19 protein-coding genes are annotated in these 24,413 nt (G+C 44.7%); 9 read left to right on the forward strand and 10 right to left on the reverse strand.

Annotated elements, in window-relative coordinates:
* Positions 1 to 51: 51 nt before the first annotated feature.
* From ONE56_RS05190 to ONE56_RS05200, 3 genes are all read right to left on the reverse strand, one after another.
* Entirely contained in the window at positions 52 to 147 is a 96-nt protein-coding gene (locus tag ONE56_RS05190; protein ID WP_128814698.1) for a MetS family NSS transporter small subunit, read from the reverse strand.
* Entirely contained in the window at positions 144 to 1,610 is a 1,467-nt protein-coding gene (locus ONE56_RS05195) for a sodium-dependent transporter (protein WP_331438026.1), read from the reverse strand. The genes ONE56_RS05190 and ONE56_RS05195 overlap by 4 nt, the downstream gene beginning before the upstream one ends.
* 490 nt (positions 1,611 to 2,100) lie before the next feature.
* The gene (locus ONE56_RS05200) at positions 2,101 to 2,694 is read right to left on the reverse strand and encodes an outer membrane beta-barrel protein (RefSeq protein ID WP_423840349.1); all 594 of its coding nucleotides are present in this window, start codon (positions 2,692 to 2,694) and stop codon (positions 2,101 to 2,103) included.
* Between the two features lie 273 nt (positions 2,695 to 2,967).
* Between ONE56_RS05200 and ONE56_RS05205 the strand changes: the two genes are divergently transcribed.
* The gene (locus ONE56_RS05205; RefSeq protein WP_128814697.1) at positions 2,968 to 3,060 is read left to right on the forward strand and encodes a YnhF family membrane protein; all 93 of its coding nucleotides are present in this window, start codon (positions 2,968 to 2,970) and stop codon (positions 3,058 to 3,060) included.
* 48 nt (positions 3,061 to 3,108) lie between these two features.
* Positions 3,109 to 4,260, forward strand: coding sequence for a patatin-like phospholipase family protein (locus tag ONE56_RS05210; protein ID WP_331438024.1), 1,152 nt, complete (start codon positions 3,109 to 3,111; stop codon positions 4,258 to 4,260).
* Positions 4,261 to 4,341: 81 nt separating this feature from the next.
* Here ONE56_RS05210 and pyk read toward each other — a convergent pair whose 3' ends face one another.
* Positions 4,342 to 5,784, reverse strand: a complete 1,443-nt coding sequence (pyk, locus tag ONE56_RS05215) for a pyruvate kinase (protein WP_415679368.1) — start codon at positions 5,782 to 5,784, stop codon at positions 4,342 to 4,344.
* 405 nt (positions 5,785 to 6,189) lie between these two features.
* On the opposite strand from pyk, the gene mlc reads away from it, so the two are divergent.
* Both mlc and ONE56_RS05225 read left to right on the forward strand, forming a co-directional pair.
* The gene (gene mlc / locus ONE56_RS05220; protein WP_041156391.1) at positions 6,190 to 7,407 is read left to right on the forward strand and encodes a sugar metabolism global transcriptional regulator Mlc; all 1,218 of its coding nucleotides are present in this window, start codon (positions 6,190 to 6,192) and stop codon (positions 7,405 to 7,407) included.
* A 207-nt stretch (positions 7,408 to 7,614) separates the two neighbouring features.
* Positions 7,615 to 8,568: a chemotaxis protein CheV gene (locus tag ONE56_RS05225; protein ID WP_423840350.1), complete on the forward strand. Its 954-nt coding sequence runs from the start codon at positions 7,615 to 7,617 to the stop codon at positions 8,566 to 8,568.
* A gap of 104 nt (positions 8,569 to 8,672) precedes the next feature.
* On the opposite strand, the gene ONE56_RS05230 is transcribed toward ONE56_RS05225, so the two are convergent.
* The 5 genes from ONE56_RS05230 to ONE56_RS05250 form a co-directional block, all read right to left on the reverse strand.
* Positions 8,673 to 11,750 carry an error-prone DNA polymerase gene (locus ONE56_RS05230; RefSeq protein ID WP_423840351.1) on the reverse strand — a complete coding sequence of 1,026 codons (3,078 nt, stop codon included), beginning with the start codon at positions 11,748 to 11,750 and terminating at the stop codon, positions 8,673 to 8,675.
* Positions 11,751 to 11,756: 6 nt separating this feature from the next.
* Positions 11,757 to 13,160 carry a Y-family DNA polymerase gene (locus tag ONE56_RS05235; RefSeq protein WP_423840352.1) on the reverse strand — a complete coding sequence of 468 codons (1,404 nt, stop codon included), beginning with the start codon at positions 13,158 to 13,160 and terminating at the stop codon, positions 11,757 to 11,759.
* Between the two features lie 4 nt (positions 13,161 to 13,164).
* On the reverse strand, positions 13,165 to 13,857 hold the full coding sequence (imuA, locus tag ONE56_RS05240) for a translesion DNA synthesis-associated protein ImuA (protein ID WP_423840353.1): 693 nt from the start codon (positions 13,855 to 13,857) through the stop codon (positions 13,165 to 13,167).
* A gap of 152 nt (positions 13,858 to 14,009) precedes the next feature.
* Positions 14,010 to 14,780, reverse strand: a complete 771-nt coding sequence (gene miaE, locus ONE56_RS05245; RefSeq protein ID WP_041156386.1) for a tRNA isopentenyl-2-thiomethyl-A-37 hydroxylase MiaE — start codon at positions 14,778 to 14,780, stop codon at positions 14,010 to 14,012.
* A 134-nt stretch (positions 14,781 to 14,914) separates the two neighbouring features.
* Positions 14,915 to 15,679, reverse strand: a complete 765-nt coding sequence (locus ONE56_RS05250; RefSeq protein ID WP_041156385.1) for a hypothetical protein — start codon at positions 15,677 to 15,679, stop codon at positions 14,915 to 14,917.
* A 451-nt stretch (positions 15,680 to 16,130) separates the two neighbouring features.
* Here ONE56_RS05250 and cysB point away from each other — a divergent pair, with 451 nt between their 5' ends.
* Together cysB and ONE56_RS05260 are read left to right on the forward strand one after the other, a co-directional pair.
* Entirely contained in the window at positions 16,131 to 17,105 is a 975-nt protein-coding gene (gene cysB / locus ONE56_RS05255) for an HTH-type transcriptional regulator CysB (protein WP_041156384.1), read from the forward strand.
* Between the two features lie 135 nt (positions 17,106 to 17,240).
* Positions 17,241 to 18,437, forward strand: coding sequence for a methyltransferase (locus ONE56_RS05260; protein WP_331438018.1), 1,197 nt, complete (start codon positions 17,241 to 17,243; stop codon positions 18,435 to 18,437).
* Positions 18,438 to 18,549: 112 nt separating this feature from the next.
* Here ONE56_RS05260 and ald read toward each other — a convergent pair whose 3' ends face one another.
* On the reverse strand, positions 18,550 to 19,674 hold the full coding sequence (gene ald, locus ONE56_RS05265; RefSeq protein ID WP_331438017.1) for an alanine dehydrogenase: 1,125 nt from the start codon (positions 19,672 to 19,674) through the stop codon (positions 18,550 to 18,552).
* A 156-nt stretch (positions 19,675 to 19,830) separates the two neighbouring features.
* Here ald and lrp point away from each other — a divergent pair, with 156 nt between their 5' ends.
* The 3 genes from lrp (at position 19,831) to lolA (ending at position 24,372) form a co-directional block, all read left to right on the forward strand.
* The gene (gene lrp, locus ONE56_RS05270) at positions 19,831 to 20,325 is read left to right on the forward strand and encodes a leucine-responsive transcriptional regulator Lrp (protein WP_041156621.1); all 495 of its coding nucleotides are present in this window, start codon (positions 19,831 to 19,833) and stop codon (positions 20,323 to 20,325) included.
* 149 nt (positions 20,326 to 20,474) lie between these two features.
* The gene (locus ONE56_RS05275; RefSeq protein ID WP_423840354.1) at positions 20,475 to 23,669 is read left to right on the forward strand and encodes a DNA translocase FtsK 4TM domain-containing protein; all 3,195 of its coding nucleotides are present in this window, start codon (positions 20,475 to 20,477) and stop codon (positions 23,667 to 23,669) included.
* Positions 23,670 to 23,745: 76 nt separating this feature from the next.
* Positions 23,746 to 24,372 carry an outer membrane lipoprotein chaperone LolA gene (lolA, locus tag ONE56_RS05280; protein ID WP_041156619.1) on the forward strand — a complete coding sequence of 209 codons (627 nt, stop codon included), beginning with the start codon at positions 23,746 to 23,748 and terminating at the stop codon, positions 24,370 to 24,372.
* Positions 24,373 to 24,413: the final 41 nt, after the last annotated feature.

Consider the following 24,413-nt stretch of genomic DNA (forward strand, 5'->3'; position numbering starts at 1 on the left):
GCCGGTGATAGTAAGCCGGCATTTTTTTATTGGTATTTGGCGCTGTTTTAATTATTGGTTATTCATTGCTCGTTTGATGCAAATTGCAGCACCACCCCAAGTAATGCCTAAACCAAGAACCATCATGATGATTGCACTGATTGTCATTTTGTTGTCTCCTTGCGATTTACTGCGTTAATTAATAGGCCGAAGATAAAGAGGGCGGCGATCAATGCCCAGCCCAAGGTTAAGTCGTAACCACCATAACCCTCAGTAAATAGTGCATAAAGTTTCGTTGCAAGAATAATCGCTAGCATGATAGGTGTTACAAAGCGTAGGCAGACTTCAAACCAACTACCAATAGAAAAGTCTGAGCGTTCGTTGACGTAAGTGCGAACTTCCGGAATACGTTTTAATAGCCACGCCATCAATAGGATTTCTACTAGTCCACCAACCATGATACCGACGTTATTCGCGAAATGGTCGACGAGGTCCAGAAGTAATAGACCACCGTTGGTTGCAAAAGCCATTGAAATGATAAAGCCAGTGCCGATGACTACGTTAGCGGCCTTTTTGCGACTCCACTTCAATTTATCGATGATGGCAGAGGTTACGGCCTCCATGATAGAGATATGAGAGCTTAATCCTGCAACAACCAGTGCAAAGAAAAAGAGTGGACCAAGAATATAAGGTGCAGGCAATAGATTAATTGCCGCAGGCAAGGTAACGAAAGCCAATCCGACCCCTGCGGAAACGACCTCTGTTAACGGTTTGCCTTGTTCTTGTGCCATATAACCTAGAACAGAAAAAATCATGATACCGGCCAGGATAGAGAAGCCACAGTTAATCAATACGGTCATAAACGCATTATTTGTGATATCTGATTTTTCTGGCAAGTAGCTTGAATAAGCCAGCATAATGGCAAAGCCGATACTTAGGGTAAAGAAGATCTGACCATACGCCGCGGCCCATACTTTCACGTCCCAAATCTTACTAAAATCTGGTTCGAACATGTAGTTTACGCCGTCCAGTGCGCCTGGTAGGAAAATCATACGACCAATCAGGAATAAAACCATTAAGAATAGGATTGGCATCAAGATTTTAGACGCTCGCTCTATACCGGACTTTACGCCACTAGCGATAGCGGTATAAGTGATCGCCCAAGCAATGACCATCGATAGTGCAATTTTCCATTGGATGCTGCCTAAGTCAGTTGGAGAGTTATCACCTAGTTGAAGGTATTCGCTGAAGAAAAACGCATTTGTGTCAGTGCCCCAACCCTGATTGAACGATAAACCAAGGTAAGAGATAGACCAGCCAATTACGGCAACGTAGTAAACAGCAATGACGGCTGCAACACCAACTTGAAACCAGCCAAGCCATTCAAACTTTGAATGGATCTTTGCCAATGTTTTAGGTGCTGAACCACGGTATTTTTGTCCCATACTGAACTCTAAGATCATGAATGGAATACCCGCGGTGATCATGGCAAAAAGGTAAGGAATAAAAAATGCGCCGCCACCGTTTTCGTAGGCCATGTAAGGGAAACGCCAAATGTTACCCAAACCAATAGCTGATCCTACTGCTGCTAAAATGAACCCTGCTCGGGATCCCCATTGTTCTCGCTTCATATTTGACTCCTGTACGACTCCCTAAGGAATGAAGCTCTCTTCGTTAACTCACACGGCTCTCATAGATAGCTAAAAGAAAAGACAACTGTTATCCGTCAGTTTTTCTGTCCTTAATTCTAACAATATATTAATAACTAGAACTATGTGCTGGTTTCGTTAAGAGAATCTGGTTTTTAATTCTTAATATAATGATGTGTGTTTGATAAAGTTGAAATATTTAACTATTTTCGCCAATCAGACTAACTTCTAACATTGTTAAGCGCAACAGATTCTAAATTGACTATAGGAAGTTTGAATTGGTTATAATGTTGCTATACTGGTTATTATTAGGTCGTTTAAGGCTTTCTAGTGGGTATTTTATGATATAAATCACTGAATATTTGGTTCTATAATAGCTATATAGACTATTTTTATAATTTAGGCGGTATGTCTAATTTCTATACACCTACTAGATGATATTTCCTTTGTTGATTTTGACGTCGACTAACAGTTACAACCGGAATTGAAAACCAACATTGGATTGGAATTGGTTCATCCAACTCGTGTCAAACTGGATTACGCAGCTTGAGTCATCAGAGGTGCGTAACGTACAGGCACCAGTCGTGTCGTTGTCCACGACCGTACCAAGCCATCTAAGCTGTGCGTTAAGTGTAATACGATCTGAGAATTCATATTTGAGCCCGGCAAAGGCACTGGCAGAAAACCCTAATTTTTTATCGACCCAATCGACATCTGTATATGATCCGCCTAGACCTAGACCTAAGTACGTTTGCCAGCGTGGTGAAATAGGGTAGTCGATACTGCTTTGAAATTGTAGGTAATGAATGTCTGCTGAGTTAGATAGTTGTTTCAACTCCGTCGATTGGTACGAGTAAAATAAGCCGATCTTGCCCGAGTCTAACGGGGCTTCTATAGAGAGCGCGTAGCTCATCTCCGGGTTAATATCGTAGGTCTCGCCGTTTCCGTCTGCTACATGACCACCGCCGGTGTAACCCAAAAATGGGGTGACCAGAATAGTGGCTTGCGTACTGAACGTGACGCCGATCAAAAGGCCACCAACGAGCCAATGGGCCATTTTTCTCATCTTACATCTCCTTATGTTTTTAGCCGTCAAAGTTAGTTTCTGCAGTAAAACCGTGCCAACGTGTACCGTTTGGTAGCGGGTATTTTGGTAACTTAAGTTCTTCTTGTTGTCGTAACTGCAAACTAAGTTACTCGCACTGAACTCAGTATCTCTCTGTTATTTAGGTATAAACTAATTGTGATGGATTAGTCATATTCGAGCGACTAAATTAAGCAAATCTTGAACATATTTCACACCAGTGTTATTTATTTGTTACACGTCAAGGAGGTGTTTATGGAACACGATCTAAAATCCGCATTGATCATTGTTGTCGCTGTTTTTGCGGTGCTGTTGTCGTTTGGGATGATAGCTATCGCTTCAGCTTAATTTGCAGCCACTGAAACTTGCTCTCTTTAATTTGGTGACAGTAAGCGAATGATACGTAACAGCGGTATAATCACGGAAAGCCATACTGACCTGAACACCGAAGTTTATGAACACTTCAGGCATGGCAAAACTGCTCTAGTCGCGCAAGGTGGTGGGCAGAGGGGGATTTTTACCGCTGGTGTTTTAGATGCATTTTTACTCTCCAATTTCGATCCTTTCGATGAGTTTTATGGCACTTCAGCTGGTGCGCTGAATATTTGTCCTTATTTATGTCGTCAACATGGTATGGGTAAAGCGTTTATCACTGAGCTAACGACCTCTCCAGACTTTTTTAATCTCTTCGGTTACATTCGTAAAAAACAATATTTAGGCCTTGATTGGGCACTTGAGCGTATACAAGATTTTCCCTACAAGTTGGACCTTGATCTCGGTCGTAAAACGTTAGGTGATCGTCTTGCTTTCGCAGCAGTAACGAATGTGGAAAACCTATCTGACCAATACTTACCCATGCTCGGTGACTCTTGGTTTAATACAATGCGAGCCACTTGTGCGATCCCTAAATTGTATCTTGGTCCGGTGGATGTGAATGGACAAAAATACGTTGATGGTGGTGTTTCCGCTTCAATCCCGGTGCAGGAAGCTTGGCGTCAAAATGCGCGTAACATTATTGTGATTCGTACGGAACCGTTTTCAGAAGGTGATGCGCGCCAACAAGGTGAAGTCGGTAGTGCACCGGTTGAGTGGTATCGAGAGTCAATAAACTCGGTGCAGCAGTCTTGGCAGCAGAAAGTCAGTCGCTGGAAGTCTGATTGGGCGAGTTTCTTCCAACAGAAGATTAATACCGCTCACCAATCTAAATTGGCAGGACACATTCTTCTTAATGGCGGACGTTGGTTGTTTGGTGCTGATAATTTGTATCGTTTAAGTCATCTTATCGGCGAAAATTTTGATTCGGGTTTAGCTGACATGCTGATGATCCATTATCAAACCTTTGAGCTCACTCAAGCGTTTTTATCTAACCCGCCAGATGATGCGTTTATATTGCAGATCGCACCTAAAGAAGGTTTGCGATCGTCTTCATTGTTAAGTGATCAAGCATCGTTAGAGCACGATTACCAACTCGGGTTGCAGGCGGGGTATAACGTCGTTCAGCTTTACGACAGGCTTAACCTTGGGATTGAAGGACTGCAAAGTGCTTAGAAAATGTACACGCGTAGAAATGTAAACACGTGATTTAATTTCAGGGCTCGAGTGAGAGCCCTGAAGGTTAGTAGCCGATGTTTACGCTGAAAGTATACGCATGCAATTGGTTGAGCCAATGACGTCCATTACATCCCCTTGGGTAATGATTACTAGATCGCCTTCATCAAGCAGGCCTTGGTTCTTAAGACACTCGATTGCTGCATACGCCACTGGTAAACCACCATCACTTTTTGAGTCAAAATAGACCGGAGTGACGCCACGATATAAAGCAGCTCGATTGAGCGTGGATTCGTTACGTGAAAGCGCAAAAATCGGTAAGCCTGAACTCAACCGAGACATCATTAGAGCAGTTCGGCCAGACTCAGTTAACGATATCATTGCCTTGACTCCTTCCATGTGGTTTGCTGAGTACATGGTCGCCATTGCAATGGTATCTTCCGCGGTTTCGAAGGTGCGATCTAATCGATAGGACGAGATGCTTGCCTCCGACATTTTTTCTGCACCTAAGCATACCTCTGCCATGGATTTTACGGTTTCGACAGGGTATTGACCTGCAGCGGTTTCTCCTGACAGCATTACGGCATCGGTACCATCTAGCACAGCGTTTGCGACATCCATTACCTCTGCTCGAGTCGGCATTGGGCTGGAAATCATCGATTCCATCATTTGTGTCGCTGTAATCACAACTCGGTTGAGGCTGCGAGAGCGGCGGATGAGTTTTTTCTGTACGGCAATGAGCTCTGGATCACCGATTTCAACACCTAAGTCTCCGCGGGCCACCATGACAACATCTGAAGCGAGAATAATATCGTCAATCGAATCGTTATTCGCGACGGTTTCTGCACGTTCCACTTTGGCAACTAACTTGGCCTCTAAGCCAGCATCACGAGCCAAACGGCGGGCATAATGCATGTCTTCACCATTGCGTGGGAAGGATATCGCTAAGTAATCAACTTTAATTTCCGCAGCGGTGAGAATGTCGGCTTTGTCTTTCTCTGTTAGCGCATCCGCTGATAAGCCGCCGCCTTTTTTGTTGATGCCTTTATTATTCGATAGGGGACCCCCTACAGTCACGCGAGTATGGACTTTATTCCCTTCTACACTCGTCACTTGTAGTTGAACTCGGCCGTCATCAAGTAACAGAATGTCGTTAGGTGCGACATCTTGCGGTAACTCTTTATAATCCAACCCAACCGCCTCTTGGTCACCTTCTCCTTTGGCTAATTCACTATCGAGAGTGAACTTATCACCGACATTGAGTGTGATCTTTCCCTCTTTGAACGTTGACACTCGAATTTTTGGTCCCTGCAAATCGCCGAGAATAGCAACTTGACGTCCTAATCTTGCTGCAATGGAGCGTACTTTTTTGGCGCGTTGGATGTGATCATCGCTTGTACCGTGTGAAAAGTTCATTCTCACTACGTTAGCGCCAGCTTTGATGATTTCTTCAAGCACATTGTCTTTATCGGTTGACGGGCCGAGCGTAGTGACAATTTTTGTTCTTCTTAGTTTAGAAGTCATAGATTCTCCGAAGAATGCTAGTGTGTGGAACGAAATATCTCTATAAATAAAAATATCTCTACAAATAAAAGTATCTTGATAAGTAGTATATGCACAGAATGTTTACATTGAGGCGAACCGATAGAAAAACATGAAGGACATCTAATCGCTTCATCGTCGGATGAACGTTTGAATACGATCTCGTCTCCGTTTGCCTCTAGTGTTTGTTTGCTCTTCTTGCCTAATTTGTTGAATAAAATAAGTGGTTGTTGAGCTAATTTAACATCTGCTTATGGTGAGTTATTTGATTGAATACGCAAACAAACAGGTTTATGCGTGATGCTTGTCACGGGGATTTACCAATTCACTTCACAATTACTTCGCAAAGTAAAAAAATTATCCTGTTGTAGAATTTCGGAGTGCAAGATGTACATGGCTCAACCGGGCCATATTGATCATATCAAACAGGTCAATGCTGGTCGTGTATATAAACTGATAGACCTAAAAGGTCCAATTTCTCGGATTGATTTATCCAAGCAAAGTGAACTCGCACCTGCGAGTATCACCAAAATCACGCGAGAATTAATTGAAGCACACTTGATTCATGAAACTACGGTTCAAGAAGCAACCAGTCGCGGTCGACCTGCGGTTGGATTGCAAGTCAATAATGAAGGATGGCAGTTCCTATCGATGCGCTTAGGGCGCGGTTATTTAACCATTGCGTTGCATGAACTGGGCGGTGATGTCCTCATTGATACAAAAATCGAAATTCACGAACTTGACCAAGAGGACGTGCTAGAAAGGTTGCTGTTTGAAATCGATGAGTTTTTTCAGACGTATGCCGATCAACTGGATCGCGTGACGAGCATTGCGGTTACGCTGCCTGGCTTGATTAATTCCGAACAAGGTGTGGTATTGCAAATGCCGCACTATAACATTGAGAATTTAGCGCTTGGCCCAGAAATCTATAAAGCGACTGGGCTGCCTGTATTTATTGCGAACGACACACGAGCTTGGGCATTAGCGGAAAAGCTATTTGGACACTCCCAAGAGAATGATAATTCAGTACTTATCTCTATTCACCATGGCTTAGGGGCTGGGATCATTCTTGATGGACGTGTTTTGCTTGGTCGTCACGGTAATATTGGTGAACTGGGTCATATTCAAATTGATCCAAACGGCAAGCGTTGTCATTGTGGCAATATTGGCTGCTTAGAGACGGTTGCAAGTTCGCAGGCTATTCGTGAAGAGGTGGCGAGGCGTATCGCTAATGGCGAAGCTTCAATCCTCACTGAGCAAGAAGAGATGACGATTGAAAGCATTTGTGAAGCCGCTGCGAACGGGGATCCGCTCGCGGTTGATGTCATCGAAAAGCTTGGTCGTTACCTTGGTGCTGCTATCGCGATTGTCATCAACCTATTTAACCCAGAAAAAGTATTGATTGGTGGTGTGATTAACCAAGCGAAAGAGGTGCTTTATCCAGCAATACAGCGCTGTATTGAGGAGCAGAGTTTACCTGTTTATCACCAAGATCTTGAACTGGTTGAGTCGCGATTTTACAAGCAAGCGACGATGCCAGGCGCTGCTCTTATCAAACAAGCACTGTACGATGGTCAGTTGCTGATGAAGGTTATCGAAGGTTAGTTGTCCATTTCGCGATGGCAGAGATTCATTGTATTTTAGATGAGGCAGCGCTGTGATGTATTGCGGTATCAATGTTATTAATGTAATACTCAGTAGGTAACGTTATTTCATCTGTGGGCAAGTTTTCTGCATGGTTTTCTGTATAGCGGGGAACCCTACACAGCTCTACACAGAAAGAGAGATCTTTTTTCTAATTTAGGTAGTAGTATGTCCGGTGTATTGAATGCGGTTGATCAACGTACCAAGTTGGTTGGTGAGAACCGTCTAGAGCTTTTACTGTTCACTTTAAACAGTCGTCAACTATTTGCGATTAACGTGTTTAAAGTGAAAGAGGTGATTAAACTTCCTCCGTTAACGAAGCTTCCTGGATCTCACGTCAATATTCGTGGCGTGGCGTCGTTGCGAGGTGAAGCAGTACCAGTGATTGATTTGCGCAGTGCTATCGGTTTCCCTGCTATGCGAGGGGAAGCAGAAGAAGAGAACCTGATCGTCACAGAATATAACCGTTCGGTACAAGGTTTCTTAGTTGGTACGGTGAGAAACATCGTCAACACCGCTTGGACAGAAATACAACCACCGCCATCTACTTCTGGTCGCTCGAATTACCTGACAGCGATTACCCAGGTCAAAGAGGGGACATCGTCGCAAATCGTCGAGATCATCGATGTTGAGAAAGTGCTCGCGGAGATTGTTCATTACAATGTTGCGATTTCTGCCGATCTTTTGGATAACGAATTGGCCCAAGCACTGGTTGGACGCAACGTATTGATCGTTGATGATTCTTCGACAGCCCGTAATCAAGTGAACGATACGCTCTCTCAACTTGGCATTAACATCATCGAGTGCCGCGATGGGTTGGAAGCGCTAACGCTCCTCAAACGCTGGTGTGACGAAGGTAAAGATGTCGAAAAAGAACTACTCATGATGATCACGGATGCGGAAATGCCAGAGATGGATGGGTATAAACTGACGCATGAAGTACGTAGTGACCCGCGAATGTCAAAGTTGTTTATTACCTTGAATACCTCTCTTAGCGGCAGCTTTAACGAAGCGATGGTCCAAAAGGTGGGTTGTGATCGTTTTATCTCTAAGTTCCAGCCAGATCTATTAGTCGGTGTCGCTCAAGACAGGGTGCGCCAAGTCCTTTCTGGCCATAGATAGTTTGCTGGGCATAGATAGCTTTTTGGCCATAGACAGCTAGCGGCGAGTTTATCACATAGTGAGGAGAGGGAGGGTACCTTCCTTCCTGTGCTGTAGTCTTGGGGTTAATGAAAGTCCCGTGAATGGCTTTGCAGTTCGGCGAGTTCATGTGTGTAATCAATGAGCTTACCAGCAATGACGTGAATCACTTCTCCTTCTCGCTCTAAAATTCCTTTCACCATCAGCACTTTTGAGGTGAGATAAGTCTGCTTTTGTGCTCGTGCTGTTGCGCTCCACACGATGACGTTAATGTTCCCAGTATCATCCTCTAGGGTAACAAAAGTTACACCTGCGGCTGTCCCTGGGGATTGTCTTCCGGTGACCACTCCCACGATAGTCACCAATGACTTATGTGGTTTCTCGACTAATGCTTTCATACGAGTAAAACGAGGTAACTTGCCTGCTTTATCCAGCAAAGTAATCGGGTGATGGTTAAGAGAAAGCCCTGTACTAGCATAATCTTCGATCAATGTGTCGTATTCTGATGGGCGTGTTGGATAATAAGGTGTATCGGGGTCTTTTATGTGACTAAACAACGGTAAGTCACATAAAGAATCCATTGCTGCCCAGCGAGCCCGGTAACGGTCACCTGACAGCGCTTGAAATGCATTGGCGGAGGCCAATAATTCGATATCACGTTGATTTTTGACGACCGATTTTACTTCTTGGATAGAGCGATAGCCTTGTTTTGGTCTTTGTTTCACTAATTTTGAGGCGCTTTCTGTGCTGATTCCTTTGACTAAGCGAAAGCCGAGTTGTACTCCCAATCGACCACTTGTTTGTGTTTGTAGGTGATGCTGGTCAAGAGACTGGTTAATGCATACCGGCAGTATTTCGACACCATGTCGACGAGCATCCTGAACCAATTGTGATGGGCTGTAAAACCCCATAGGTTGGCTGTTTAACAGTGCGGTGTAAAATTCGGCAGGGTAATAATACTTCAACCACGCAGAGCAATAAGCCAGTACTGCAAACGAGGCAGAGTGACTTTCGGGAAACCCGTACTCACCAAACCCACAAATCTGCTCAAAAATACGTTCGGCAAAGGTTAACTCATAGCCTCGCTCTAACATGCCATCGATAAGTTTGGGTTTAAACTTCGCTAGATCGCCGTTCTTTTTCCATGCCGCCATTGCTCGACGTAGCTGATCGGCTTCACCACCACTAAAGCCTGCGGCAACCATGGCCAGTTTGATGACCTGTTCCTGAAATATTGGCACGCCCATAGTGCGTTCTAACACATCCCGAACTTCTTCTGATGGGTAGCGAATCGGTTCTTCTCCATTGCGCCTTTTTAGGAAGGGGTGAACCATGTCGCCTTGAATTGGTCCAGGGCGAACTATCGCAATTTGAATCACCAAGTCGTAATAGCAACGGGGTTTTAAGCGTGGCAGCATACTCATTTGCGCTCTGGATTCTATTTGAAAAACACCAACGGTATCTGCTTTTTGGAGCATCCGATATACGTGTGGGTCATCTTGAAGTCGGGTGATCTCTGCAATAGAGAGCGTACGCTGGTGGTGTTTTTCGATCAGCTGAAAGCATTTGCGAATTGCGTTCAACATACCGAGAGCAAGGACGTCTACTTTGAGGAGTTTCAAGCTTTCTAAGTCGTCTTTATCCCACTGTATGATGGTGCGATCTGCCATAGCCGCATTTTCTACAGGAACCAGTTCATAAAGAGGGCCGGAAGAAATGACAAAGCCACCAACGTGCTGAGACAAGTGGCGTGGAAATCCAATTATCTCGTTAACCAGGTGGATAAATTGCTGTCCTTTGAGTGACTCAGGTTGTAAGCCTAACTCAATGATCTGAGCTTGCCAGCCTTGAGTCCGATCACGTCGGTTGACATTTTTAATAAAGAAATCCAGTTGGGTTTCTTCAATGCCCAATGCTTTACCCACTTCACGTACGGCACTTTTAAACCGATAACTGATTACAGTAGCGGCCAAAGCGGCACGTTCACGACCATATTTTCTGTAGATGTATTGGATGACCTCTTCACGACGTTCGTGTTCAAAATCGACATCAATATCTGGCGGCTCATCACGTTCTTTACTGATAAAACGTTCGAACAACACTGAGATTTGCCGCGGATCAACGGAAGTGATCTCTAGGCAGTAGCACACCACCGAGTTCGCCGCAGAGCCGCGTCCTTGATAGAGAATACCTTGCTTTTTGGCGAACATGACCATGTCATGAATGGTTAAAAAGTAATAATGATAGTTCAGCTCTTCAATCAAACTAAGTTCTTTCTCAATGGTTTGATTGATCGGTTCTGGGACGCCACCGGGAAAACGGGCTCGTTTGCCATGTTCAACCAATTTGCGTAGGTAAGACGAGGGGGTTTCACCGTTAGGAATTAACTCGGTTGGATATTCGTATTTAAGTTCATCGAGAGAAAATTGACACAAGTTGGCAATGCGAGTGCTTTCAGTAAGCCAAGCGGATTGATAGATACGCAAGAGCTTATTTATTGGGCGTAAAGCCCGTTCTGCATTGGAAAGGCGCTCGAAGCCAAGCTTATCGATGCTACAGCCATACTTTGTCGCAGTAAGCGCATGTTGTAGTGGTAAACGTTCCGTCGTATGCATAAGAGCGCCACCGCAAGCTGTGATAGGCAGTTGGAGCTCATGGGCAAGTGCTTGACAATGTTTCAGATAACGTTCGTCATCACACTCTAGATGACGCTGAACCGCGATCCACAAGCGGTGATTATGATGTTGATTAAGCCAGCGCCCCCAGTAACGATCACTTGCTTGATGCTTTGGCAGCCATAAGACAAAGCAATGCTTAATGGACATTAAGTCCCATTCGGAGAGTTGATAGTGGCCTTTTTCGCTCCGGCGCCTAGCATTGGTAATGATCCGGCATAGTTCGGCATAAGCTTTCCGACATGGGCAAAGCAACACCAGTTGGCACTCCTTATTGAGCCAGAACATGCTGCCGATAATGAGCTGGACATCAAGTTGATGCTGTTTGATCGTTGAGTGTGCTTTCACCACGCCGGCAACAGAGCACTCATCGGTGATCGCAATCGCCTGGTAGCGATAGAAAGCCGCCTGCATCACGAGCTCTTCTGCGTGAGAAGCACCAGTAAGAAACGAAAAGTTGGACTGACAAAACAGTTCTGCGTAACTCATGATGCTTTAACAAAAATAGCCATGAAGAAACCAACGCTTGTGTTGATCGCGAAACACCCATAGCCAACGACCTTGCTGAGTATGTGCAATATAGTAGTCACGCATGATCTCATCTCCGTCCCACCAGCCTGATACGATTCGCTCGGGGCCGCGCACTAAAGACACTTGCTCTTGCAATGGCATCGGAGTCGACAATTGCATCGCGGGACGTAATAACTGAGGAATGGAAGAAAGATGGACATTTGGTTTATCGGCAGCGCGATATTGGCAGGCTTTTTCTGGCCTTGGATCACAAGCGATCTGTGGCTTTAGTATGGAACCTTTGCCTAGTTTTGCTTGTAATAAAGAGAGCAATTCGAGATCACTCACTTGACCTTTTTGACCAGCAAAGAGGTCGAGAGCAGTATTGAGAGGCTCTCCGTAACGAACGACTTGTAGGCTTAAGCCAACTACGGGCCCATTGAGTGTCAGAGACTCTAGGCTTAAGCTAGCCAGCGTTTGCCAGCGTTGACAAAGATAATCACCCTGTGCAGAGGTCAACGAGAGGTGCTGCACGTAATTATCGCGCTGGTGGAGCGTTAAGCAGAGTTCGAAGGCCACTTTATCTCTTAACTTAAGAAAAGTTTCGAGTTGCAGTAAAAGCTTAGCTAAGGGCTTCTCTATCCATTGAACATTTTCTAGCTCAAATAACAGCTCTAAATAGACTTGGAATGATTCGGTTGGGTGATAAAAGTCGACTGGGTGTTTAAATTGGCCAGTCAGTCTTCCCACGTAATTAACTAAATCAATATCAAAACGACGGGCAATGTCCTGTAGTGGGAGTTCGAGCAACCCTTGTAATGTGTTGACGCCGACGCGCTGTAGTTTAGTGATAATAGATGGTGATAGGTCTGTTAACGTCAATGGCAAAGTATTCAAAGATGCTTGGAGAGCATCTTTATCTTCACTGAGCTGATTGCTGCCTGACAGCGCCATTAGCTTAGCGGAAAGAGGGGAAAATCCGCAGCCAAATTGAAAACTCAGCGTTAACGTAGCTAAGTGTGAATAGACTTTACACCAGTAGTTTTCTAACCCTTCGTACAGGCTGAGCATTGGCGTCGCGCGTAGCAAGATACCCTGATTTGGCATTAACACCACATCCGATGTAATCAGGTACAGCCAGTGCGCCACTTCGTATAATTTGTTCTGTTCTGCTTGAGGATGATACGGGTGTACTTGTAAATCACGACATAAAGACGCCGCGCTTCCTAAACCCATACCGAGCTTAATACCTTGCCGTTTTGCCTCATCATTGTACTGAATGATGCGACAGCGCTGACTCTCGACGATCACGACTGGCTGTGTTTGGTTTTCAGCAAATAGTGCGTCTAATTGCAAACGAGGAAAGTGTAGATAAATCCATAAAGACATACGACTATCCCTGATGCGCAACGGGAAAGTGGAGAATAGTCGATGGCGTGTGTGACTTTGTTGGTACCACTAATTGCGGGTAATGATGTTGAAAGCTGATGTCAACTTGCCCTTTACGCCATCCCCCTTTGCGTTTTAATACTTCAACACGGACACCTTGATTTTGCCCTTGTATTTTGAGGCTAAGGGATACAGGGAGAGATAAACGGTTAGTCATGATTGGCTTCAACATAAAAAGAGGGCAAGTGCCTTGTTCACTGGCGACTTGAAGTCGTTTAACCTGATGGATTTCTAATTCGTCCTGCCATAATAATACATTGCTACAAACGCCGCTTTTTAAGCATTGCTCAGCCGCCCAAAGCGCATCACGAGGTTGATCTGGTGTCACCACCCAGACTTGGTTTATATCCAGCCCAATACTGTGCAGAAAAAGAGAACTGAGCAATGCTGGTGGTTGAATAAACGCGGTGATCCCTTCGGATAAGGTCGATTCCAAATAAGGCGCGAGCAGGCGCAATTCTCCAATGCTACCGAGTGATTCCATCTCGATGACACCATGAGGAGGGTAGCCACCTTCTAACAAGCTATCTAGCTCCGAAAAACCCGAACTGTTGAGGTGTTGATGTTGAGTGGGCTGAGTTAAATTTGCTTGCCACACAAGGCGTTGGCTTTTTAAGTGTTGAATAATATCTTGCATAGTAAATACCTGTATATTCATACAGTATATTTCAGCAAAAAAAAGTCGCAAGATCTTTGTAGTAAGAAACATAAAAAAAGCCAGCGATTAGATCGACTGGCTTGATATACGGTATATGACAGAATTTGGTATGCATCTGATAAGAAAGAGGATTAAACAGGAACTCCACTGTGGAATTTAAAATCCATATCGGAAGTAGAGATGAGCTCTGCTTCTACTTGGCCAAAATAAGCGATCCTCTCACTAATGTCTTTCCCTGCGATTTGTTCTGCTAATGCTAAGTAGTCTTGGTAGTGACGTGCTTCTGAGCGTAGCAAAGAGACATAGAATTTTGCGATGTCGTCATCCATATGAGGCGCGAGTATAGCAAACCGTTCACATGAGCGTGCCTCTATGTATGCACCGATGATCAGCTTGTCGATCAGAGTTTCTGGCTCATGGGTCTTCATATGTGAAATCAGTCCCTTTGCATAACGACTAGCAGGGATATTTTGATATTCGATCCCTCGGCTTTCCATGATTTCCAGTACTTGATAAAAGTGATGCAGTTCTTCTTTGATCAGCAGAACCATCTTATCAATCAAATCTTGGCTGTAAGGAGAGCTGGATTTCGCCATGATGGCTTTAGAGATATTACTTTTGCCCTTTAAAGTCTCGAGCGAGCCAATGTAACGGTACGCGAAATCTTCGTAAGGCTTAAACCAATCGAGTAATGCGCTGGAGCTTGCCTGATCAACGGCATATTTGCGAATGAGAAACATAGCAGATTGTCCCGCTTTCAGCTCGCACAACAAGTGATCGACTAAAATGGTCTGTAGATTTTCCGGTTTTTTTGCTTCTGCTACCCACTCGTCAGGAGTGTGGCAATGAAGAAACTGCTGGATAGGAGCAAGAAGCTCTCGATAGGCGTCTAAATTTATCATGTTATATTTTATACGTTACGATCTAATACTGGTTATTCGGAGTAGGATTGGGAGATACCCTGAATAAGAATTTGGATAGCAAAAAGGCTGCGTCTGCAGCCTTTTGTATGCTTGAAGTCACTTAGAGACAGATATTACCATTTTTTCTTTTCACCGAAGAGTGCTTCCATATCATCATCACGCTCTTTGTCAGCAAGTTGCTGCATTTCTTCATCGTTTTTAACCTGACGCTTTTTATCTAAGTCGTTTAACATCTGCTCTAGCTTCTCTTTCGCTTGAATAGAGTAGGCATCGCTTTTGGTACTCAGAGCGTCAATACCTTTGCGTAACAACTGGAGCGCGGTTCCTGGCTGACCACGAGCGATAGAATCATTAGCACGTTTTATGACGTTTTCTATATTGATTCGAATTTGAATGGTTTCCAAGCGTGCATTCTCGGTCACGTATGATTGGGTATCAAAACGACCTTTATTGTGTTCGTTTCTGATTGTATCGCGAAGACGTTTAACCAGTTTCAACATCGCAATCGCTTGTTTATCACTGGTAGGCATTTTAAATGTGGTGCTTTCACCGATTTGATCATTGTTTTTTAGTTGCTCGATCTGTTGCTTCATATTGGCGACACGTTGCGCCAGTTGTTTGTTCTTGGGATCGAGCTGATACATACTTTCCAGCGCATCAAGTATACGGTTATTAAGACAAAGCAGTAGATCCTTACTAAAAGGAATATGGTGAGCGTGGCCAATCAATTCTTCTGTGCTATCAATAAGAGTCACATAACGAGCGGACTCTTGTCTTTTTGCTGTTTCAGCCTTCACTTTATATTGCAACATGATGTTATAGCCAAGGACCAACACCAGAAGTACGGCTACCAAAGCGATTATTAAACCAATATTCATATCTTTGCGTCTGCTTTTCCATTTCTACGGCTAGTGTTCAAGAATACATGAATCTCATCTCTCCCGGCACCCTATTTATTTGATTATTTAGCTCAAACCACGTTTTAGTCTCTGTTGTGAGTGAGAAAATCAGGATTAGCGGATGCTGATATGCAACTTAATTCTTTTTGTTTCAGCTGACTAAACTATTTCGTGTAAACGCTCTACTTCCAGTCAACAAGCCCACTTGGGTAAACAAGTTATTTCGTGCAAAGCCGATTACTCTTGTTAGGTTACTTTCGCAAAATCATGCATCATGAGGTTATTTGGGTATATGTTAGAAAATTCTGTTCATTTTGGGGTGAAAGCGTTATAACTAATTATTATATCGCTCGTTTGAGCGACCGTTTTGTTTTTAATTTTGTGTTTAGTCATGCGTGATTGAAGAACGCCTAATGAGTAAGGGATTACGATGAAGCTGCAACAGCTGAAGTATATTGTTGAAGTGGTCAACCATAATCTGAATGTTTCTGCGACAGCAGAAAGCTTATATACCTCACAGCCCGGTATCAGTAAGCAGGTTCGTCTACTAGAAGATGAGCTGGGGATTCAGATTTTTGAGAGAAGTGGTAAGCACCTGACGCAGGTGACTCCAGCTGGCGAACAAATCGTCCGTATTTCTCAAGAAATTCTTGCACGAGTTGAGAGTATCAAAGCGGTTGCTGGTGAACATACTCACCCTGAAATGGGGACTTTGAACATTACCACGACCCATACTCAAGCTCGTTATGCGCTGCCTGATGTCATTAAAGGCTTTACCAAACGTTACCCCAAAGTCTCTCTTCACATGCACCAAGGTACGCCATCTCAAATGTCAGAAGCGATCGCAAAAGGGACGGCTAACTTTGCCATTGCGACCGAAGCACTGCATCTATACCAAGATGCCATCATGCTACCTTGTTATCATTGGAACCGTTCGATAGTGGTACCTAAAGGTCATGCTTTGGCGAAGAAGAGTGTCGTAACCATTCACGATTTGGCCGCATATCCATTAGTGACTTATGTTTTTGGCTTTACTGGTCGATCAGAGCTCGATACTGCATTTAACCGTGAAGGTCTCACTCCTCGAGTGGTCTTTACTGCTACCGATGCTGATGTAATTAAAACTTATGTGCGCATGGGGATTGGTGTCGGTGTGATTGCCAGTATGGCAGTAGATGCTGAACAAGATAAGGATCTTGTCTCCATTGATGCGAGTCATTTGTTTGGGGCCAGTACGACGAGTATCGGATTCCGACGCGGCACGTTCTTACGTTCTTACATGTTTGATTTTATGGAGCGTTTTGCTCCACACCTAACGCGACCAGTCGTAGAGCAAGCCATTTCGTTAAAATCGAATGTTGAAATTGAGGAAATGTTTAAAGATATCGACTTGCCTGTGAGATAAGTCTTTTCTTCACTTATAACTATATAAGACTATCTAGCGAAATAAGATTATCGACAAATAAACTCAAGCTGCTGGTTTGGAACTTTTGGAACGAGTCGCTTGAGTATACAATACGCCTCCGCAGTAGGGGGGACTATGCAAACGCAATTTCAATTCATCACAGATTGCTTAATGGAGCATCAATCGTTTTGGCGATTGGATCCATTCAAGGCGAGCCTTCATCCATCACTGCCTTGGATAGAAGAATACCCCGTAATGTGCCAGTGGCTGAGTACACTTTCGCCTTCGCAAATTGATCACTTCAAATCACAGCCTGAATCAGCTTTAACGGAATTATGTTCTTTTTTACCATTTCTCCAGGCTCTCCGTGAATGCACACAATTAAAGCTTCGCAACTTAACGGGCTTAACTCTGGAGCGTGGACTGGATAAGGGTATCCCCGGTCGCAAGCTGACTCAGATTACTTCGATGGGAGAAGCGGCAATACAAGCGCATCAAGGAGAAGAGTGGCTAGAGTGGTGTTCTGGGAAGGGATACTTAGGGCGAATATTAACCACACAAACTCATCAGCCAGTGACCAGTTTTGAATATCAACAATCGTTGTGCGAGTCAGGACAACAAGCCGCAGATGCTAATCAATGGAAGATGACATTCGTACAAGGGGATGCATTTGCACCGTCAGCGAAAGCGATATTTAAACCGAATCAACACGCGGTGGCACTGCATGCTTGTGGCGACTTACACGTTCGCTTAATGCAGTATGGTGCGGAAAAAAGGGTTGCGGCTATGACGATTGCTCCGTGTTGTTACCATCTGATTCAGAGTGAATATTATCAAGCGTTATCAGAGCAGGGGAAAGCGTCAGAGTTGATGCTCTCTAAACAAGAGTTGCGGATTCCATTACAGCAAACGATTACGGGCGGGAGTCGCGTACATCGCCATCGCCAACAAGAAATGGTATTTCGCCTCGGCTTCGATTTGATCACTCGCCAATGGCTTGGTATCAAACAATACGTACCCGTTCCGAGTATTCGTAAGTCGATGCTTAGTGAAGGGTTCGAGGCTTTTTGTCATTGGGCTGCGGAGCAGAAAAGCATTGAGTTGGATGATAGGATTGATTTTGACCAGTTTGAGCGTTTAGGTGAACAACGCTTTTGGCACATGGAGAGAATCAGTTTAGTTCAGATGATGTTTCAACGGCCATTGGAAATATGGCTTGCATTAGATAAAGCACTTTATCTTGAGCAACGTGGTTATCGTGTTACTTTATCAGAGTTTTGCACCAACTGTGTTACACCTCGAAACATTTTAATTTGTGCATATAGGAATTAGTTATCTTCTATTTCCAAATGCTATATACGAAAAAGCCCACTTTTAGGTGGGCTTTGTAAACTATACGTGACAATGGCGATGTTACCTGTCACTGCTTAAACGATTTTCGCCATTAATTAAATAAGGCAATGGCTTGTTTAGGATCGACATATTCTAAGCCGAAACTTTCTGCTACTTCTTTGCAAGTGACTTTACCGTGAATAACATTTAAGCCTTCTAAGAAGCCATTGTCTTCGAGAAGTGCCTCACGGTAGCCTTTGTTTGCGAGCCTAACAATATACGGTAATGTGGCATTGTTAAGGGCAAATGTTGAAGTGCGAGCCACTGCACCTGGCATGTTTGCGACACAGTAATGGACTACATCATCGACGATGTAAGTGGGTTCTGCATGGGTTGTCGCGTGTGAGGTTTCAAAGCAACCACCTTGGTCTATCGCGACGTCAACGACCGCAGAGCCTGGCTTCATCTTCGCAATGTGCTCTTTCGTCACCAGTTTAGGCGCTGCTGCGCCAGGGATCAGAACCGCTCCAATTACTAAGTCCGCTTCTAGAACATGCTTCTCTATAGCGTCTTCAGTAGAATAAATCACTTTTGCTTGGCCTTGGAATTCTTCATCCAATCGACGTAGTGTATCGACGTTGCGATCAAGGATGGTGACATCTGCACGGAGTCCGACAGCCATACGAGCAGCGTTAGCACCAACGACACCACCGCCGACAATCACGACTTTTGCAGGACCAACGCCAGGGACGCCACCAAGCAATAAACCACTGCCGCCTCGCGATTTTTCCAAGGTCTGCGCACCAGCTTGAATCGACATGCGACCTGCCACTTCAGACATTGGTGCTAACAGTGGTAAACGACCCATATTATCTGTTACAGTCTCGTAGGCTATACAGACAGCTTTGCTCTTGATTAGCTCATCAGTTTGTGGAAAATCTGGTGCTAGGTGTAAATAAGTAAATAAAATTTGCCCTTCGCGGAGCATTGCTCTTTCAACCGCTTGGGGTTCTTTCACTTTTACTATCATGTCTGCTTTCGCGAAAACGTCAGCAGCATGCGGGAGAATGGATGCGCCGACAGCGATGTAATCATCGTCTGAAAAACCAATGCCGGCACCTGCATTGGTCTCAATCATAACTTGGTGGCCATGTGAGATAAGTTCTCTCACACTCGCTGGGATCATGCCAACACGGTATTCGTGGTTTTTGATTTCCTTAGGTACACCAATGATCATCCTAAATCCTCTTTATATAATGGTTGTATTGACTGTTAGTAGGGTGTTATTGTCGAGTTAATGACTAGTATAGTTATTGATCAGCAATATTTGTCACCAAATATTAAAAAGTTGTAGTATATTTTTTTGCAAGGAAGTAATAAGGTGGAATAAAAAATGGTAGACAACTATAAAAAACCGTCCAAGGAACTAGACCGTATTGACCGCAACATTCTCAATGAACTGCAGAAAGACGGTCGTATTTCGAACGTTGAGCTTTCAAAACGAGTAGGACTTTCTCCAACGCCATGTTTGGAGCGTGTACGTCGCTTAGAGCGTCAGGGCTACATTACAGGATACACTGCGTTACTGAATCCGCAGTTTCTCGATGCATCACTTTTAGTCTTTGTTGAAATTACCTTAAACCGTGGTGCGCCAGATGTGTTTGAGCAATTCAATGCGGCTGTGCAAAAACTAGACGACATCCAAGAGTGTCATCTCGTTTCAGGTGACTTCGATTATCTTCTTAAAACCCGTGTATCGGATATGGGTGCTTACCGTCGATTACTTGGTGATACGCTACTGCGTTTACCTGGTGTAAATGACACGCGTACCTACGTTGTAATGGAAGAAGTGAAGCAATCTAACCAGCTTGTGATTAAAACTCGTTAAATTCTTGCAAAGAAAACAGTATATGATACTGCTTTCGACAGAGAACAATTGGGTTTTTCTCTTTGATATGGTTAAATCAATTTACCGAGCGGCTTAATGCCGCTCGGAATGTATAAATTCCCAATTCACTTCCATATTCAAGTTGATTTATGTTCAAAGAGAACGCAAAGAAAGTCGAAACTATTATTAAAACTAGTGAAGAGCCTCAGTCTTCTCGCTTAAATGGTTTCCAACGCTTAAAAGAGTGCTGCTTTATCGTTGGCGTTCTTAGCTCGATCCTACTCGCTGTGGCACTATTTACTTTTAGCCCTGCCGATCCTTCTTGGTCCCAAACTGCTTGGGGAGGGGAGATTAACAACGCTGGTGGCTTATTTGGAGCCTGGCTAGCCGATACCCTATTCTTTACTTTTGGTTCGCTCGCTTACCCGTTACCGTTTTTACTGGCGGTTGCTGCATGGGTGATTTGTCGTAAACGCGGTGAAGATGAACCGATTGATTTCATGCTGTGGGGAACCCGTTTACTGGGCCTCACAGTTTTGATTATGACCAGTTGCGGTTTGGCCGATATCAACTTTGATGATATTTGGTACTTCTCGTCGGGCGGAGTTGTCGGCGATGTGCTGACCAGCTTGTCCCTACCGACTCTGAATGTCCTAGGCACTACTCTCGTACTACTTTTCCTCTGGGGGGCCGGCTTTACGCTCTTTACAGGGATATCATGGCTAAATATCGTTGAATGGCTTGGTGATCGTGCTCTTGCTTTAGTGGGGGCGACAGCCAACAAAGTAAGAGGTTCGGAGCAAGAAACAATTGAACCGCAACTCGATGAGTTTATTGACGACCAAGTGACGAACAAGCATTCTGGTGATGAACTGGCAGAAGATACGTTACCGCATCTTACTGCTTATGATGTTGATGAGCCTAAACCGCAAGTGGCATCACACGAATACCCAATTTACATGCCACAAACTCAGCCTGAAAAAACGGTGACTCGATCTGCTGTGGAAAGTGAGCCCCATAGGGACGCACCTCCCGTGGCCGAACCAGCGCCAAGTCCGAGTGCTGCACCCACTGCGACACCTGTGTCTGCTCAACCGAAACCGCAGGTTCAAGAGCAATCTCCTGTTCAATCTCGAGCACAAGCACAATCTCAAATGCAGCCAGTCAACACTGATGGTGTTAATCCATCCATAGAAAGAAGTAAGCAACTGGATGTCACGATTGAAGCGTTAGAAGCCGCTGCGCAACAGGCGGACGACTGGGCAACAGAGCAGGATCCTTTATTGGCACCGACTCAGTACCAGCAGTCGTATGCAGAGAATCCAGCGCACCAGCCTGAGCCTGAGTACGCTGCATATGAGTCTTTCGCGGCTGAGCAAGCTCAGTCACAGCCTCAACATCAGCAACATCAGCAACAAATACAAGACGAGATGGAAGACACTCCGGTTATTGATACCGCGTCTTTAGATACTATCTCTGCGAATACGGAACCTGGTGCACACATTGAACCGACCATTTCAGACTTTGATGTGCTTGATGACGAAGATGATTATGTCTCTGCTCAGCCTGTTGTAACAGAGCAAGCTCCGCAGCATACTCACCATACACAGCAGCCATCGGCAATGTCTGCACAGCCTGTGGAGTCACAATCTGGAACGCCAACTCAGGCAACATTTGAACCAGCGCCACAAGCCACACAATCCGATGTTGTAGAACCTGTGGTGGAAGAAGTGAGCGAAGGTGATCAAGATGTTGCCGCATTCCAAGGAATGGTCTCAAATGCACAAGCAAAAGTTGCAGCTACGCAAAACCCATTCTTGATGAAGCAAGAAGAGAACTTGCCTGTACCAGAAGAGCCTCTACCAACACTTGAGTTACTTTATCATCCAGAGAAGCGAGAAAATTTCATTGATCGCGATGCGTTAGAAGAAGTCGCGCGCCTTGTAGAAACCAAGCTGGCCGACTACAAGATCAAAGCTGATGTGGTGGGTATTTATCCTGGCCCCGTTATCACACGCTTTGAGTTAGATTTAGCTCCGGGTGTAAAAGTAAGTCGCATTTCCGGCCTTTCAATGGACCTAGCACGTGCACTATCAGCAATGGCAGTCCGTGTGGTGGAAGTGATCCCGGGTAAACCTTATGTGGGTCTAGAGCTGCCAAACATGAGTCGTCAGACAGTTTATTTATCTGATGTCATTAACAGCCCTCAGTTTGAAAACGCCACATCACCTACAACGGTGGTTTTAGGTCAAGACATTGCGGGTGAAGCCGTCATCGCTGACATTGCGAAGATGCCGCACGTACTTGTCGCAGGTACAACGGGTTCAGGTAAATCGGTCGGTGTGAACGTGATGATTTTGAGTATGCTATACAAGGCATCGCCAGAAGATCTGCGTTTTATCATGATTGACCCGAAAATGCTGGAGCTGTCGATTTACGAAGGCATTCCGCATCTTCTTTCTGAAGTTGTAACGGATATGAAAGATGCTTCTAACGCACTCCGTTGGTGTGTGGGTGAAATGGAGCGTCGTTACAAACTGATGTCGGCATTGGGCGTCCGTAATGTCAAAGGCTTTAATGAGAAGCTTAAGATGGCAGCAGAAGCGGGCCACCCAATCCATGATCCATTCTGGCAAGAAGGCGACAGTATGGATACTGAGCCACCGTTGTTAGAAAGACTGCCGTATATCGTGGTTGTGGTTGATGAATTTGCCGACTTGATGATGGTTGTTGGTAAGAAAGTTGAAGAACTGATCGCTCGTTTAGCACAAAAAGCGCGTGCAGCAGGGATTCACTTGATTCTCGCGACTCAGCGTCCATCTGTTGATGTTATTACAGGCTTGATTAAAGCGAACATTCCAACGCGTGTGGCGTTTACCGTATCGACCAAAACTGACTCTCGTACCATTCTAGATCAAGGCGGCGCGGAGTCACTGCTGGGTATGGGTGATATGCTTTACTTACCTCCGGGTTCAAGCCATACCACTCGTGTACACGGTGCATTCGCTTCGGACGATGATGTACACGCTGTGGTTAACAACTGGAAAGCGCGTGGTAAACCAAACTACATCGATGAAATCATTAGTGGTGAGCAGGGTCCAGAAAGTTTACTGCCAGGTGAACAAATGGAAGCCGATGAAGATGTCGACCCACTGTTCGATCAGGTAGTAGAACATGTGGTTCAGTCACGTCGCGGTTCGGTTTCTGGTGTTCAACGTCGCTTTAAGATTGGTTATAACCGTGCTGCTCGTATTGTCGAGCAGTTAGAAGCTCAAGGTATTGTTAGTGCTCCAGGCCATAACGGTAATCGTGAAGTGCTAGCCCCCGCGCCACCAAAAGATTAATGAACGACTCTTACTCATCTCTGTCATATAAGAGATGAGTAATAATCGGTCTCTTGACCCCGTGATAGGTATTTGAATGAAAAAATCATTTTCAGCGAAACTCTTCTCTGCAGTTGTATTGAGTCTTTCTATTTTCTCGGTCGCGAATGCTGCGACCCCAAAAGCGGAATTGAACAAGCGTTTATCGATAAATGAAGGTTTTAGTGCGGATTTCTCTCAAAAGGTGATCAGCCCAGAGGGCGAAACGGTGATGGAAGGCGAGGGTACTGTGGAAATTTCTCGCCCAAGTCTATTTCGTTGGAGTACCACCTTTCCTGATGAAAACTTATTGATCTCAGATGGCAAGACGCTCTGGTACTACAGTCCGTTTATTGAGCAAGTCAGTATTTATTGGCAAGAACAAGCTGCTGAGCAAACTCCATTTGTACTTTTGACTCGTAATCGAGCTAGTGATTGGGACAACTATTCAGTGTCGCAGAAAGGCAATGAATTTACTCTTATCCCTACAGCGGTTGACTCGACACAAGGCCGATTTCAAATCAATATCGATACCAAAGGTATTGTTAAAGGCTTCAATGTGATTGAACAAGACGGTCAAAAAGGCTTGTTCAAATTCAGCAATGTGAAGCTAGGAAAGCCTAAAGCTAACCGATTTACATTCACGATTCCAAAAGGTGTGGAAGTGGATGACCAAAGGAACTAACTGGTCGTGACGAATTACACATTAGATTTCTCAGGGGACGA

Source organism: Vibrio mytili (assembly GCF_049563345.1).
Classification (GTDB): domain Bacteria; phylum Pseudomonadota; class Gammaproteobacteria; order Enterobacterales; family Vibrionaceae; genus Vibrio; species Vibrio mytili.

Coding starts and splice junctions, on each gene's coding strand:
- ONE56_RS05230 (WP_423840351.1), bottom strand. CDS start 11,750: ATGAGTTACGCAGAACTGTTTTGTCAGTCCAACTTTTCGTTTCTTACT.
- ONE56_RS05195 (WP_331438026.1), bottom strand. CDS start 1,610: ATGAAGCGAGAACAATGGGGATCCCGAGCAGGGTTCATTTTAGCAGCA.
- lolA (WP_041156619.1), top strand. CDS start 23,746: ATGAAAAAATCATTTTCAGCGAAACTCTTCTCTGCAGTTGTATTGAGT.
- lrp (WP_041156621.1), top strand. CDS start 19,831: ATGGTAGACAACTATAAAAAACCGTCCAAGGAACTAGACCGTATTGAC.
- ONE56_RS05225 (WP_423840350.1), top strand. CDS start 7,615: ATGTCCGGTGTATTGAATGCGGTTGATCAACGTACCAAGTTGGTTGGT.
- ONE56_RS05190 (WP_128814698.1), bottom strand. CDS start 147: ATGACAATCAGTGCAATCATCATGATGGTTCTTGGTTTAGGCATTACT.
- ONE56_RS05210 (WP_331438024.1), top strand. CDS start 3,109: ATGATACGTAACAGCGGTATAATCACGGAAAGCCATACTGACCTGAAC.
- ONE56_RS05260 (WP_331438018.1), top strand. CDS start 17,241: ATGCAAACGCAATTTCAATTCATCACAGATTGCTTAATGGAGCATCAA.
- cysB (WP_041156384.1), top strand. CDS start 16,131: ATGAAGCTGCAACAGCTGAAGTATATTGTTGAAGTGGTCAACCATAAT.
- ONE56_RS05200 (WP_423840349.1), bottom strand. CDS start 2,694: ATGAGAAAAATGGCCCATTGGCTCGTTGGTGGCCTTTTGATCGGCGTC.
- ONE56_RS05250 (WP_041156385.1), bottom strand. CDS start 15,679: ATGAATATTGGTTTAATAATCGCTTTGGTAGCCGTACTTCTGGTGTTG.
- imuA (WP_423840353.1), bottom strand. CDS start 13,857: ATGCAAGATATTATTCAACACTTAAAAAGCCAACGCCTTGTGTGGCAA.
- pyk (WP_415679368.1), bottom strand. CDS start 5,784: ATGACTTCTAAACTAAGAAGAACAAAAATTGTCACTACGCTCGGCCCG.
- ald (WP_331438017.1), bottom strand. CDS start 19,674: ATGATCATTGGTGTACCTAAGGAAATCAAAAACCACGAATACCGTGTT.
- miaE (WP_041156386.1), bottom strand. CDS start 14,780: ATGATAAATTTAGACGCCTATCGAGAGCTTCTTGCTCCTATCCAGCAG.
- mlc (WP_041156391.1), top strand. CDS start 6,190: ATGTACATGGCTCAACCGGGCCATATTGATCATATCAAACAGGTCAAT.
- ONE56_RS05235 (WP_423840352.1), bottom strand. CDS start 13,160: ATGTCTTTATGGATTTATCTACACTTTCCTCGTTTGCAATTAGACGCA.
- ONE56_RS05205 (WP_128814697.1), top strand. CDS start 2,968: ATGGAACACGATCTAAAATCCGCATTGATCATTGTTGTCGCTGTTTTT.
- ONE56_RS05275 (WP_423840354.1), top strand. CDS start 20,475: ATGTTCAAAGAGAACGCAAAGAAAGTCGAAACTATTATTAAAACTAGT.